The sequence below is a fragment of the Ruegeria sp. 6PALISEP08 genome (assembly GCF_001238295.1).
Lineage (GTDB): Bacteria > Pseudomonadota > Alphaproteobacteria > Rhodobacterales > Rhodobacteraceae > Ruegeria.
Genome location: NZ_LGXZ01000004.1, coordinates 248367 through 262473, shown reverse-complemented (window position 1 = coordinate 262473; position 14107 = coordinate 248367). Strand labels below are relative to the sequence as shown.

General features: G+C 56.9%; 13 protein-coding genes. 6 read left to right on the top strand and 7 right to left on the bottom strand.

Annotation, left to right across the window (positions count from 1 at the left end):
* Window positions 1-79: 79 nt before the first annotated feature.
* From dctP to ALB80_RS08415, 3 genes are all read left to right on the top strand, one after another.
* Window positions 80-1096: a TRAP transporter substrate-binding protein DctP gene (gene dctP, locus ALB80_RS08425; RefSeq protein WP_050603680.1), complete on the top strand. Its 1017-nt coding sequence runs from the start codon at window positions 80-82 to the stop codon at window positions 1094-1096.
* Window positions 1097-1158: 62 nt separating this feature from the next.
* A complete protein-coding gene (locus ALB80_RS08420) occupies window positions 1159-1788 on the top strand; it encodes a TRAP transporter small permease (RefSeq protein WP_050603595.1) in 630 nt (209 codons plus the stop codon).
* Between the two features lie 4 nt (window positions 1789-1792).
* Window positions 1793-3196, top strand: coding sequence for a TRAP transporter large permease (locus tag ALB80_RS08415; RefSeq protein ID WP_050603594.1), 1404 nt, complete (start codon window positions 1793-1795; stop codon window positions 3194-3196).
* A gap of 144 nt (window positions 3197-3340) precedes the next feature.
* On the opposite strand, the gene rocF is transcribed toward ALB80_RS08415, so the two are convergent.
* Window positions 3341-4261, bottom strand: a complete 921-nt coding sequence (rocF, locus tag ALB80_RS08410; RefSeq protein ID WP_050603593.1) for an arginase — start codon at window positions 4259-4261, stop codon at window positions 3341-3343.
* 86 nt (window positions 4262-4347) lie between these two features.
* Here rocF and ALB80_RS08405 point away from each other — a divergent pair, with 86 nt between their 5' ends.
* Both ALB80_RS08405 and mprF read left to right on the top strand, forming a co-directional pair.
* Window positions 4348-4776: an Lrp/AsnC family transcriptional regulator gene (locus ALB80_RS08405; protein WP_050603592.1), complete on the top strand. Its 429-nt coding sequence runs from the start codon at window positions 4348-4350 to the stop codon at window positions 4774-4776.
* Window positions 4777-4876: 100 nt separating this feature from the next.
* Window positions 4877-7486: a bifunctional lysylphosphatidylglycerol flippase/synthetase MprF gene (gene mprF / locus ALB80_RS08400; RefSeq protein WP_050603591.1), complete on the top strand. Its 2610-nt coding sequence runs from the start codon at window positions 4877-4879 to the stop codon at window positions 7484-7486.
* Window positions 7487-7489: 3 nt separating this feature from the next.
* On the opposite strand, the gene ALB80_RS08395 is transcribed toward mprF, so the two are convergent.
* The 6 genes from ALB80_RS08395 to ALB80_RS08375 form a co-directional block, all read right to left on the bottom strand.
* Complete coding sequence (locus ALB80_RS08395) at window positions 7490-9040, bottom strand: efflux transporter outer membrane subunit (RefSeq protein ID WP_253276837.1); 1551 nt, start codon at window positions 9038-9040, stop codon at window positions 7490-7492.
* Window positions 9041-9051: 11 nt separating this feature from the next.
* A complete protein-coding gene (locus tag ALB80_RS08390; RefSeq protein WP_050603589.1) occupies window positions 9052-10197 on the bottom strand; it encodes an HlyD family secretion protein in 1146 nt (381 codons plus the stop codon).
* Window positions 10198-10218: 21 nt separating this feature from the next.
* On the bottom strand, window positions 10219-10581 hold the full coding sequence (locus ALB80_RS08385) for a DUF3302 domain-containing protein (protein WP_050603588.1): 363 nt from the start codon (window positions 10579-10581) through the stop codon (window positions 10219-10221).
* Window positions 10582-10612: 31 nt separating this feature from the next.
* The gene (locus ALB80_RS08380; protein WP_050603587.1) at window positions 10613-11188 is read right to left on the bottom strand and encodes a disulfide bond formation protein B; all 576 of its coding nucleotides are present in this window, start codon (window positions 11186-11188) and stop codon (window positions 10613-10615) included.
* A gap of 10 nt (window positions 11189-11198) precedes the next feature.
* Entirely contained in the window at window positions 11199-11354 is a 156-nt protein-coding gene (locus ALB80_RS22395) for a DUF5993 family protein (protein ID WP_172677873.1), read from the bottom strand.
* 109 nt (window positions 11355-11463) lie between these two features.
* Complete coding sequence (locus ALB80_RS08375) at window positions 11464-12225, bottom strand: DeoR/GlpR family DNA-binding transcription regulator (RefSeq protein ID WP_050603679.1); 762 nt, start codon at window positions 12223-12225, stop codon at window positions 11464-11466.
* Between the two features lie 181 nt (window positions 12226-12406).
* Here ALB80_RS08375 and glpD point away from each other — a divergent pair, with 181 nt between their 5' ends.
* Window positions 12407-13984 (top strand): glycerol-3-phosphate dehydrogenase, encoded by a 1578-nt coding sequence (glpD, locus tag ALB80_RS08370; RefSeq protein WP_050603678.1) that lies wholly within the window; start codon window positions 12407-12409, stop codon window positions 13982-13984.
* Window positions 13985-14107 lie beyond the last annotated feature (123 nt).

Below are 14107 nucleotides of genomic sequence, written 5' to 3'. Positions count from 1 at the left end.
GGGTTGGCACATCAGAATGTTGGCGCTAGCTTCTTTTTCAAGCGTTTCGGAAAGAGGCGCACCAAAGGGAGACAAAATCATGAATAAGATGTTGAGCGGTGCCGCTGTTGCCGCCTTGAGCTTTGCGTTTGTAAGTGAGGCTGCTGCGACCGAATGGAATGCATCCGTTTGGGGCAAACGCCGCGCATTCACCGAACATGTCGAAAAGCTCGCTGAACTGGTCAGTGAAAAGACCGGAGGAGATTTCACCATCAATGTCAGCTATGGAGGCTTGTCCAAGCCACGCGAAAACCTGGATGGTATCGAAATCGGGGCGTTCGAGATGGCTCAGTTCTGCGCTGGCTATCACCGCGACAAAAACCGGGCGATCACTGTGCTGGAATTGCCGTTCCTGGGTGTGAACAACCTTGAGGAAGAGGTTGCCGTCAGTCACGCGGTGTATGACCACCCAGCCGTCAAGGATGAGATGGCGCAGTGGAATGCCCGGATCATCATGACCTCGCCCATGCCACAGTATAATATCGTGGGCACAGGCGAACCCCGTGACCAGTTGGCGGAATTTGATGGAATGCGCGTTCGTGCAACCGGCGGTTTGGGCCAAGCCTTTGAGGCTGTGGGTGGTGTACCGACTTCGGTGCCTGCGACCGAAGCCTTTAATGCAATGGAATCTGGTGTTGTGGATACCGTTGCCTTTGCCCAGCATGCGCACCTGTCCTTTGGCACGATCAATGAGGCCGATTGGTGGACGGCCAACCTGAACCCCGGCACAGTGAACTGTCCTGTGGTTGTGAATATCGACGCCTATGAAGCACTACCTGCCGAGCATCGCGAAGCGTTGAACAGCTCGATTGACGAGGCGATTGATCACTATCTGGCAAACTACGGCGGCCTGCTCGAACAGTGGGACAGCGTCCTTGAGGAAAAGGGCGTGCAGAAGGTCATGATCGACGATGCCGTGATCGAGGAGTTCCGCACCACAGCTGCAGATCCAATCCGCGAGAAATGGATTGCGGATATGTCAGAGCAGGGACTGCCTGCGCAAGACCTGTATGATCTGGTTCAAACCACGCTGAAGCAGCAGCGCGGCGGTAACTGATCCTTTTGACCGGGTGCCCTGTCGGGTGCCCGGTTCACTTTCAAGAACAAGGAACCACCGGAATGGCAGGACAAGCCACGGTGCTGGAAGACGGAAGCCGTCTGAGCCAGCTGGACCGGCAGTTGTTAAAGCTTGAACGCTTTCTTGCATTGATCAGCGGTTTCGCGGTTTTTGGACTGATGGTTTTGGCCGTGGTTTCCGTCAGCGGGCGAAACGCGCTGAACGCGCCGTTGCCCGGTTACGTCGACTGGATCGAACAGGCGATGCCGCTGATTGCATTTCTGGGTATCTCTTTTGTGCAGCGCGACGGTGGGCATATTCGCATGGACATCGTCATCTCACGGCTTCACGGTCGGGCCTTGTGGCTGTTCGAGCTGATCTCGGTCATTCTGATCCTCGTTCTGATGGTGGCACTGGTGTGGGGAAGTTGGTCCCATTTCGATCGGTCCTTCGATCTTGGCGCGCCGCTCTGGAGCAGGGACAGTTCCATCGACATCAGTATTCCCTTGTGGCCTGCCAAGCTGTTGGCGCCCGTTGCCTTTTCGGTGCTGTGTGTACGGTTGATGATTCAGGTTTGGGGCTATGGGCGTGCGTTTGTGTTAGGGCTTGAGACCCCTGTGGCGGTGCCGCTTCTTCAGGATGCAGCGGCCCAAGCGGCGGCAGAGGCCGAGCAGTTCGAAGGGCAGGACTAGAAGCATGGGCACGATTGAAATTGGCCTCTGGGTCACGGGTGGTCTTCTGGTTTTGGTCGTCGTCGGAATGCGCGTGGCTTTTGCGGCGGGACTGACGGGTTTGGTTGGGCTCATCTGGATTTTCTGGGCCAAGTTTGGATTTGAACCGGACCAGTTTGGCAAAGCTTTGACGATTGCGGTCAAGACTGCAGGGCAGGTACCACATTCAAAGGTTGCGGCTCATACGCTTAGCCTGATCCCGACCTTCATCCTGATTGGTTATCTGGCCTACTACGCTGGCCTGACGCTCGCTTTGTTCGAAGCTGCCAAACGCTGGGTGGCCTGGGTTCCGGGTGGGCTTGCCGTGTCCACAGTTTTCGCCACCGCAGGTTTTGCCGCTGTATCCGGGGCATCGGTTGCCACATCAGCCGTTTTTGCCCGAATAGCGATCCCAGAGATGCTGAAGGTGGGGTATAACAAACGCTTTGCGGCGGGTGTCGTTGCCGCGGGTGGAACGCTGGCTTCGCTCATCCCGCCTTCGGCCATTCTGGTGATCTACGCCATCATCGTTGAGCAGGATGTCGGCAAGCTGTTGCTGGCCGGATTCATACCGGGTGCGTTTTCTGCAATCGTTTATGGCCTGCTGATTGTCGGGATTGCCGTGGTCTTCAAAACCGTCGGACCGCCTGTCACGGGTTTTACCTGGAAAGAGCGCTTTGCTGCCTTGCCCGGTGCCATTCCGATTGTGGCCGTGATCCTGATCATCATTTGCTTTGTCTACAACCCGTTCGGAGACAAGGCGTGGGGCACCCCTACAGAAGGTGGCGCAATCGGGGCCTTCATCGTGTTCTGTTTCGCCCTGTTTCATGGAATGCGTTGGAAGGAATTCAAATCCGCGCTTTTGGAAACCGCCAAGCTGACCGCCATGATCTTCTCGATCATCTGGGGTGTTCTGATCTATGTGCGGTTTCTTGGCTTCGCAGATCTTCCCGGAGCGTTTTCCGACTGGATTACCGGGCTTGAGATGTCACCGATGATGATCCTGATCTGTATCCTTCTGGCTTATGCTGTGCTGGGCATGTTCATGGATGCAATTGGGATGTTGCTGTTGACCTTGCCCGTTGTCTACCCTGCGGTCATGGCCCTGAACGGAGGTGAGACCGTCAGCGCAGCCGACAGCGCGTTTGGTATGTCCGGCCCGATGTGCGCCATCTGGTTCGGTATCCTTGTGGTTAAAATGGCCGAGTTCTGCCTGATAACACCACCCATCGGGCTGAACTGCTTTGTCGTGGCCGGGGTGCGCCCGGACCTGAGCGTTCAGGACGTGTTCAAGGGCGTGACGCCGTTCTTCATCGCTGATGCCATGACGATCGCAATGCTCGTGGCGTTCCCGGGAATTGTACTCTACCTGCCGTCTCTTGCAGGGTAGCAAAGGCGTGAGGCTATGCCTCGCGCAATACGGCCAGAGCGCTTCTCAGCCGTCTAAAGTTGCTGCCCGTCTTTGGGATCATTCGCGCGATACCACCCAGCAGCAACAGGGGTCTCCCTCACTCGCCTGGCAATAAGCACGGCATCAGAAACTGCGGGTGGGGCGGTCGAATATGCGACGGCCCATCAACGACGCAGCAAGATCGACAATCAGTTTGGCCGTGCGGCCCCTTTCATCCAGAAACGGGTTCAACTCAACAAGATCCAGTGAGCTGACCAGCCCGCTTTCATGCAGAAGCTCCATTACCAGATGGGCTTCGCGCTCGGTCGCTCCACCGGGGACCGTGGTGCCGACGGCCGGGGCGATGGCAGGGTCGAGGAAATCAACATCCAGCGACACATGAAGCAGCGCGTTTTCGGCGCGCACACGGTCCAAAAAGGCCAGCAGGGGGGCTTTGATCCCATGCTCGTCGATGCTGCGCATGTCGGCCAGCATGGCGCGGTCCTGTTCCAACGCCATACGCTCTGCAGGGTCGACTGAGCGCAAGCCGATCATGCCGACGCGATCCGTCGGGACCACAGCGGGCAAGGGCGGGAAAGCGTCAAAACCGGGTCTTCCGGTAAAATAGGCCACAGGCGTTCCATGCAGGTTGCCGCTGCCCGTGCTGTCTGGTGTGTGAAAGTCGCTGTGGGCGTCCAACCACAGCACGAACAACGGTCGATCCATCCTTGCTGCATGTGCGGCCATTCCGTTGACGGTGCCCATGGACAACGCATGGTCCCCGCCCATGAAAATGGGCACGCCCTGACCAGCGGCTGCCTGCGCCGCTTTACTAAGGGCCTGAGTCCAGCCGACACACTCTGGCAGGGCAAACAGATGCGGATGTTCGAGCAGACCGGTCTCTTCGGGGCGCACGTCGCCCTGATCCTGCACGGAATGGCCAAGATCGGCCAAAGCCTCTTTCAACCCGGCCACACGATAGGCGTCGGGGCCCATCCGGCATCCCTGACGACGCTTTCCGGCGTCCATTGGTGCGCCGATCAGTATGATTTTTTTCATGTCCATGTGTCCATTTACGATGTCAGAGTGCCTTGCGTGAAGACTGCAATTTGCTCAAAATGGTTCCTGATAGTTCTTAATGGGAAGAAAGCATGGACGATTTGGATAATCGATTGCTCAATGCGTTGCAACGCGATGCACGCGCCAGCCTGTCCGAGCTGTCGGAAACGCTGGGCGTGACGCGCACAACTGTGCGCAGCAGGTTGCAGCGCCTGAAACAATCCGGTGAGATCGTCGGCTTCACTATCCTGACACGCAGGGATCTGGCGCAAAGCCCTGTGCGTGGACTGATGATGCTAGAGATTGAAGGGCGCGGGACAGAGCGTGTCATGGCGCGGATAGCGGCCCTGCGGCAGGTGACGGCAGTGCATTCGACCAACGGCAGCTGGGATCTAATCGCAGAGATCAGCACCGAGACCCTGGCCGAACTGGATGAGGTTCTGTTCCAGATCCGCCGCTTTGACGGCATCACACGGTCCGAGACGAATTTGCTGCTGTCCACGCGCAAGGGGCGGCTCTAGTGCTTTGAGATGAAAACAATTTGTGCCACAGTTTCAGGGTAGATGATGTCAGGGTAATCAGCAGACTGACTGGCTTCACAAACAGGCAGGGACGTGCAGCATGACCACTTCGCAGAAAACTGACGAACCTCTGGCCGTGCGCTGGGCGGAACGGATTGCGGCGATGCTGGAAAAGCCTTGGCTGCGCATCGCGATACCCATTGTCATTACCGGCATCGCCTTGACGGTTCTGCACGATCTGTCGGCGCATGTGAAATGGTCAGAAGTGCAGACTGATATTGCCGCGACGTCGTGGAAATTGATGTTCATTGCGCTCTGCTGGACGGGGTTCAGTTTCTTTTCTCTGTCACTTTACGATGTGTTCGCCGTGCAGAGCGTAGCTGAAGGCAAAGTGCCTTTGCATGTGGCCGGGATGGCGGGGGCCAGTGGCTATGCCGTATCAAATTGTCTAGGCTTTTCCTACATCACCGGGACCGCAATCCGATATCGGATCTATGCGTCACTTGGGCTGGACCTGGGGCGTGTGGCCGGGGTGATCGCGACCTCATGGGTCGCGTTCTGGATGGGTCTGATCTTGATCCTTGGCCTGCTGTTGACCCTGCATCCCGACGGCATATCCAAGGTGGTGCCGGTCAGCACAACAGTGGAAACCGCCATTGGGCTTTCTCTGCTGGGGGCGTTGGTCGTCCTGTTCGTCTGGCTGTCCAGCGGGGGCAGGCGGCTTTCATTGGCTGGTGTTGGTTTTGATTTGCCGGGCGGGAAACTGGCCAGCCTTCTGACGCTGGCCGCGATCGGTGATTTGTTCGGCGCGTCCATGGTGCTTTATGTCCTGATGCCCGACGATCTGGGCGTTGGCTATCCGTATTTCTTCACGATCTATGTTGCCGCCATTGCCGTAGGTATCCTTAGCCACGCACCGGGCGGAATCGGTGTGTTCGAAGCGACGCTGATTGCGGGGCTTGGGGCGTCGGGGCGGTCGGATGTCATAGCGGCATTGCTGTTATACCGGGTGGTTTATACTTTTTTGCCATTTGCCGTCGCCAGCCTGTCGATTGCTGTGGCATCGGCGCTGACGCAACGGCACCGGATCGGCGGTGCTGCAACCTGGGTGTATAGGGTCATCCGTCCCATGGTCCCCATTGTTGCAGCGGGCGTTGCGGCGGTGGCCGGGGTGATCCTTTTGGTATCAGGGGCACTGCCTGCGGGTTCACAGAACCTTGGCGTTTTGAAAGATGTTCTGCCGCTGTCCTTTGTCGAAGCCTCGCACCTTGTGGGCAGTGCCATTGGTGTTCTGCTGTTGCTGGTGTCGCGCGGCTTGTTCCGCAAGCTCTACCGGGCATGGGTGGTGGCGATGCTGCTGATGGTTGCGGGGTTCTTTGCCTCGCTCGCCAAGGGCCTGGACACGCACGAAGCGGTGTCGATGTTGGGAACGATAGGCGTTTTGGCCCTGTTCCGCGGTGCGTTTTACCGGGTCAGCGGCGCATCGATCTTTCGCCTGAACATTCCTTGGCTGATCAGCGTTGTGGTGTTGCTGGCCGTTATCTTCTGGATTGGGCTATTCGCTTATTCCCACGTCGAATACCAAAACGCTTTGTGGTGGGAGTTTGCATGGAATGGCGACGCCTCGCGCTTTTTGCGATCGAGCCTCGTTGTGGCGGTGATCGTCGGTGTGGTGGCCGTTAACTCTCTGTTTGGACGCGAGATTCCAACACCGCAACGCACTGAAATCCCCGAGGTGGTCGAACGGCTGGTGATGGAAAGTGAGGATACCGAATCCCAGATATCCCTGACCGGCGACAAGCAATTTCTGATCTCGCCGGATGAAACGGCCTTTATCGCCTATGCTGATACCGGCAACGCTGTGATCTCAAAAGGGGAACCGGTGGGGGATGAGGTGGCAGGCCGACAATTGATCTGGCAGCTTCGGGAAAAGGCGGACCGTGAAGGAAAGCTGTGTGCGTTCTACAGTGTTTCGACCAAATACCTGCCGACTTTTCTGGATCTTGGCCTGTCGATCCTGAAAATAGGCGAGGTTGCTCGGGTGCCGCTGCAAGATTTCTCGCTGGATGGAAAGTCGCGCAAACGGTTCCGGCAAGCCAAGAACAGGGCCGAACGCGAAGGCTATGTGTTCGAGATCATCCCGAAGGAAAAGCTGGCACCCGTTCTGCCCGAGTTGCGCGAAATTTCAGATCATTGGCTGGAGCAAAAGGCCGGGGCTGAAAAGGGATTTGCACTAGGGGGCTTTGACGATCAGTACTTGTCGTATTTCGATCATGCAGTATTGCGCGATGGAAACACAGGTAAGATCAAGGCGTTCGCCAACCTGTTCCAAGGCGGCGACAAATCCGAGCTGTCATTGGATCTGATGCGGTATGAGCCAGACAGCCCCAGCTTTGTGATGGACGCGCTGTTTGCCGAGATGATGGTTTGGGGCTCGGAGCAGGGCTTTCACTGGTTCTCGCTGGGGGCCGCGCCGTTCTCGGGTATAGAAAATCGGCAACATGCCTCGCTCTGGAACCGGATCGGAGGGTTCGTCTATGAGCATGGCGAACAGTTTTACCATTTCGAAGGCTTGCGCAGCTTCAAGCAAAAGTTCGACCCGGAATGGAGCCCGAATTATCTGGCCAGCCCCGGCGGGCTGGCTGCGCCGCGCATTTTGTATGAGGTCAATATCCTGATCTCAGGTGGGCTGCGCGGACTGACCAAGTAGGGCTTAGTTCAGACTGGCACCGGTTGGGGTTTTCTGCAGCAGATCGCCCCAGTCGGTGCGATAGGCCATTTCGGCCAATACGGTTTCGGGCAGAAATTCCTGGTTTTGACGGATCTGCCAGCCGCCGCCCAACCCCTTGTAAACCGCAACCAGATTACTGGAAACTTGCTGCCGTGCTTCAATCAGATTGGCTTGCGAGCGCAGCAGGGCCGTTTGCGTGTTCAGGATACGTGAATAGCTGGCAATACCGTCCGTGTACTGGCTGACCGCGATCTCAGCCGCCTTGCGCGAGGCGTCGACGCTTTGCTGATAGAACCCAACCTGTTTGCGTGCCTGCGCATAGGCGACCATCGCGCTTTCCACCTCGGAATAGGCCGTCAGCACGGTGTTCTGGTAATTGGCGATCAGCGCCTGATAAGCGGCGTCCTGTGCGCGGACATTGTTCTTGATGCGGCCATAATTCAACACGTTCCAGACGACGCCGGCACTGGCCAGACCGGTTGCGCTGTTGCCGCTGAACAGATCACGTCCGCCTGACGCCTGCAGACCAATCGCGCCTGACAGGACAAACTGCGGATACAGATCCGCCATCGCAATGCCCACCTGCGCCGATTGCGTCGCAGCAGCCAATTCCGCAGCCCGCACATCCGGGCGTCGACGCAGAAGTTCAGCGGGTACACCCACAGCCACATTTGTCCGCGCAGACGGGATGCGGCCGGTATTCCCCAACAGGTTTGTCATCCGAGACGGCGTGACACCCAGCAGCACCGCCAAGGCATTCTTGGTCTGTTGCAGGTCACTTTCCAGGTCTGGCACCAAGGCTTTGGTGTTGTTGAGCAGGGCGGTGGATTCCTGCACGTCCAACTCGGTCGTGACACCATTGTTGAAACGTAATTGGGTCAGATCAGCAGATGCTTGCTGCAACTTGATGTTTTCGCGCGCAACTGCCAGCGACTCCTGCAGCGCACGGATATTGACGTACAGAGCAGCCACATCCCCGGTCAGCGTCACCAGTGCGTCGTCGTAATTGGCCACCTGAAGCGCCAGATTGGACCGCGCGGCCTGAACGCCGCGTCGCTGCGCGCCCCAGACATCCAGCTCCCACTGGGCATCGAACCCGACTTGTGAGGTTGAGAATTCGGTATCCAGCGGAATGATGCGATTGATATCGGCGATGGGTCCAAGATTGTCACTGATTTGTCGCCGCTGCAACGACCCGCCAATGGCCTGGGATTGCGGATAAAGCTCGCCAAATGCGATGCCCAACTGTGCCCGGGCCTGTAACACGCGCGCACCCGCAACCTGAAGGGTCAGGTTTTGCGCATAAGCTTCTGCAATAAGCCTGTTGAGGGTCGGATCATTGAACGTCTCCCACCATTTCACCACAGGTGCGCTGCGCGATGTCAGGCCGCTTTGGCCGGTGCCGGGGTTGTTCACCTCGATCCATTGCTTCACGACCGGAGAGTTCGGACGCACGAAATCCGGTCCCACCGGCGCGCAGGCTGCGAGGGTTGCGGCGCAAAGAGCGGTGCCAAGCAGCTGGCGGAGTGTCATTGTGCGCATCCTCAAATATCCAGTGGCCGGATGAAGTTGGCGAAGGAATAGAGACGGATGTTGATGCGTCTCAGGAACTCAAAGCTTTTGCCCATGCCCGTGTAGATCGCCACTGCCGCGTGGCCACCTGCGGGGAATGTGTGGCCTTCTGGCAGATCTACGGTGATCTGCACTGCAATTCGACCGGGCAGTTTGGGCAGTTCAAAACCGGGTAGGCGTCCCGAAGGAAGGTATTGCCCTTGTCGAGTTGCCCACCAGATTGCCTCGACCTTTCCATTCAGGATTTCACCGGGGTAGAGATCCAGCGCCACCTCAACCTCTTGCCCAGGTTCGACAAATTTGAGGTTCTGCTGACGGAATGTGGCGAGGATATAAGGGCTGTCCTCGGTTACGAAACTGGCAATTGCGCCCAGGCGAACGTCGCCGACAACCAGACCGGGACGTGCCTGTTGAGAAACGATCATACCGTTTTCAGGTGCATAGATTGTTGTGTTTTCCAGAAAATACTCGGCTTCGGCCAATTGGGCCTGAGCCTGAAGAATACCCGTGTTCACGCCGTCTATCTGCGATTCCACAGCCAGTTGTGCCTTTTCCAGATTTGCCTGAGCCTGTTTGACGGCGGCCAGATCTTCGGTCACCTGCTCGTTCCAGCGATCCAAATCGTCCTGCCGTGCTCCACCAGCGGGCACGAGGTTTTCATAACGGGCTTGTTGGGTCTGCGCATAAGCCAGCTGCGCATTTGCCCGTTCCACTGCTTCGGTCGACGCGATCACATCCTGTTCCAGAATTTTGGCATTCTGCTCGGCCGCGACCAGTTGGGCCTTTGAATTGTCCACCGCCAGTGAAAACACGGTGTCATCAAAGCGATAAAGCGGATCGCCTTTTGTAACCTGAGTATTGGGCTCGACCAGTACCTCGGTCAATATCGTTGGCTGCGTCAGTTTGGGCACGATCTGTATGGTCGAACGCACCACATGACTGTCTGCCGAGAAGGGCTGAAAGAACCGCAGCGCCACCAGAAAGATCAGCAGCAGATGCGCGCCCACCCAGAACGAGACGATGCCCCAGGCGATGTTGAATTTCAGAAGTTCCAGCTTGAAGAAGATGAGCCAGACAAAAATGATGTAAAAAAGAGTGATGCCAAGGGCGACGAGCATGTTTGTTGGTTTCCTTCGGCCTTAGCTTTTCTGCGTATCGTCTGTGTCCAGACGATCCTGATACTCGGGCCTGATCTTGCCGCCCAGACGTTTGATTTCGTCGCGAATGGCATCTTTCTCTTCGTCTGGGCCCCGGCGTATGTCGACGGTGATTCCATCATGGAACGCCCACATAAAGGCGTGGACCCATGGGACCACGGCCAGAAATCCCATCCATCCCATGATCTTGACGGCTTCGGCATGAGGGTGATTGCGTTTAATTGCGATCCGCCCCGGAAGCCCCATGAGGAAGAGAAACAACGCCATCACCGCCGCAAGCAGCAGGATCAACGCCACGAAAGTCAGATAGTCGTAATAGCCTAGCGGCTGCCCCAATAGTCCCAAGCTCGTGCCTCCTTTTCGGGCGAAGGTTGTCTTATCCTCCGTCGTCCGCGTCCAGTTCGTCAATCAATTTGTAGCTTGTCGGCGGGTCAGCGCAGATGCCGGGACCGCATTCCAGCAGGGTTGACCCGGCATTCACCACAGCCAGTGCCAGCATGATGAAAAAGGCTGTTTTGGCCAGTTTGTTTCCCCCAAATTTCGGCTCTGCGGACACGTCGTGGTCGTACTGACGCTCAAACATCAGCATGATCGCCGTGCCCAGCAAGATGAGGAAAAAAGCGATCCCGGCCCATGTGTAATAGTGGAGCCCCAGAACCGGTGATCCGTAGTGGCCTGTTCCGGGTACGATATGCAGCAGGATTTGGCGGATCGAAACACTGCCGCCGTACAGTGCTGCGATCAGCACAATGGCATAATGTTGTGGTCTAGCGCCATAGAGCAGGTTCAAGCCAAGCCCCACACCAACCGCCACAAGCCCAACACGTTGCAATAAGCAAAGTGGGCAAGGCAGTTCGTAAAGAACAAGCTGATAGAAAAACGCCAAAGCCAAGACAAGGCAGACGGCAAGCATACCCAGCGCGTTGAGCGTGCGGGACAGTTCAGGTGTCATGCCGGTCCCCTCAAAGTTGAATTGTCAGTTGGCTGGTGGCGTGGAATTTCAACCAATAGATGCTGAGAGCCAACGTGGCGAAAAACAGCACGTTGCCGACCTTAGTCAGGTTGAAATAGTTGAGCCCCATTGTGACGGTAAACAGCAGAAATAATAAAGCAATCATGGCCCGGTCTTCCCCTCCCGTGCGCATTGTAACATGTAGTGGATAGTGTCAGGCTGAACGGCATCTGACAAGCTGCGCAATTCACCCAAACGTTGAAGTGCGAAAGTTACTACGCGCAGAGAACGACTTCTGTTCGCCACTCCCGACAGTGTTGCGGTAGATCACCCGGCAGATGAACGTCTGTGTAAATCGTATCGATTTCGGACATCGAGGTGATCCGTGCAGGGGCCGAACGCTGAAACTTTGAATGATCTGCCACCAGAAAGGTGCGCCGTGCTTGTGCGATGATGGTTTGGCTGACCTGAACTTCTTGAAAATCGAAATCCAACAGATCTCCGTCTCGATCCAGCGCCGAGCATCCGATGACGGCCAGATCAAACTTAAACTGTTGGATGGTTGAAACAGTCAGGGTGCCGATCAACCCGCCATCCGAGCGCCGCAGAATACCGCCAGCCATGACAACTTCGCAATCTGGGTTTTCAATAAGGATGTTGGCGACGTTCATGTTGTTCGTCACGACCATCAGGTTCTTATGGCTCAGCATTTGTCGCGCCACGGCCTCGGTCGAGGTGCCAATATTCATGAAGATCGACGCGCCATCCGGAATCTCCGCAGCGCAGGCTTGTGCGATGCGCGTTTTGGCATCCGCGTTCAGCGCACGTCGGTCGTCGTAGCCGATATTGGACACGCCTGATCGCAAAACAGCGCCGCCATGGACCCGGTCAAGTTTACCGGCATCAGCCAGTTCCGTCAGATCGCGCCGGATCGTCTGAACAGTGACGCCAAAACGTTCAGCCAACCCGTCAACCGTGACGCGCCCTTCGGTACTGGCGATGTCCAGAATGTCGGATTGGCGAAAAGACAGAGACATGGGGCGGGTCCACTCAAAAACGCGTTCCTTCGTTTTTGTTCTTTTGGGTAAGTTTGGCAAGAAGGGCTGCGAATTTTTCATATCAGCGTTGCAAAAAGAAAATAAACGAACATAAACATTGACCAAGCGAATGACTTTCGGGCTAATGCGCCAGACAATGCCTCGCGAGGAATCAAACGATATGCAGTCGACGGACGATCAGATCACAGACCTTTTCATCATTGGTGGCGGCATCAATGGCTGTGGTATCGCACGGGACGCCGCCGGGCGGGGCTTGTCGGTGACACTGGCGGAAATGAACGATCTGGCATCGGCTACGTCTTCGGCCTCGACCAAGCTGTTTCATGGCGGGTTGCGATACCTGGAGTTTTTTGAAGTTCGGTTGGTCCGCGAGGCACTGATCGAACGTGAAACCCTGCTGCGAGCGATGCCACATATCAGTTGGCCGATGCGCTTTGTGTTGCCTTACCACAAGGACATGCGGTTTGACTCGGAAACGCCGACCTCTCGCTTGCTCAGCACGGTGATGCCATGGATGCGTGGGCGGCGTCCGGCTTGGCTGATCCGTTTGGGGTTGTTCCTGTATGACAACCTTGGCGGGCGCAAAATCCTGCCCGGAACCACGTCGCTGAACCTGCGCACTGCACCGGAAGGGGCCCCTTTGCAAGACAGGTTCGAAACGGCCTATGAGTACTCCGACTGTTGGATCGAGGATTCCCGTCTGGTGGTCCTGAATGCGCGTGATGCTGAGGCGCGAGGTGCGCAGATCATGGTGCGGACCAAAGTGATCTCGGCCGAGCGGGTGGGTGATCTGTGGGAGGTGACGGTGCGGGATCGGGACAGTAACCAGACCCGTGTGATCCAGGCCAGAATGTTGATCAACGCAGGTGGTCCGTGGGTCGGCGACATCATCCAGACCAAAATTCGCGTGAACTCGCGCGAAGGCGTTCGGCTGGTGCGCGGCAGTCATATTGTGACACCTAGATTGTACGATCACGACAAGTGTTATTTCTTTCAAGGCGAAGATGGCCGCATCATCTTTGCCATTCCCTACGAGCAGGACTTTACCCTGATTGGCACGACCGATCAGGATCATCCGGATCCGTCCACCGCGCCGGTATGTACCGAGACCGAGCAGGAGTATTTGTGTGCGTTCGCGTCAAAATACTTCCAACGCGCCGTGACCCGCGATGATATTGTCTGGACGTATTCCGGTGTGCGCCCGCTGTATGACGATGGGGCCAGCAGCGCCACAGCGGCGACGCGAGACTATACGCTGAAAGTCGATGCGCAGGGTGGGGCGCCTGTCTTGAACGTGTTTGGTGGCAAAATCACCACCTATCGCAGGCTTGCAGAAAGCGCGTTGGAAAAAGTGGCCGATTTCTTTCCGGACCTGCCCAAACCCTGGACTGCCGGAGTTGCTCTGCCCGGTGGAGACTTTCCGGTGGAAGCCGTCGACACCCTTCAAAGCGATCTTCTGGCGGAATACCCGTTCCTCGACCCAGCATGGGCGGCCCGCTTGATCCGCGCCTACGGGACCGAGGCGCGCGAGATAATAGGTGGTGCAAAACAGGTGTCTGACCTGGGTGAGGATTTTGGCGCAACCCTGACCGCGCAAGAGGTCGCTTGGTTGATGGACAAGGAATATGCCCGCACTGCCGAAGATGTCGTCTGGCGACGCAACAAGCTGGGGCTTCGGCTCAGTGACGAGCAAATCGCGCGGATCGATAGCTGGATGGCCGAGCGGCGCAGCGCGTGACAGGGTTTGCAGGCCCCTTGGCGGTGGACCCCTGTTATGCTAGCCCTTGGGGCACGGTCGGCAGACACCGAGGCGCCGTTGCTCTTTCTTAGAGTGCTAAACCTGCCTTTAACGGATGATTGA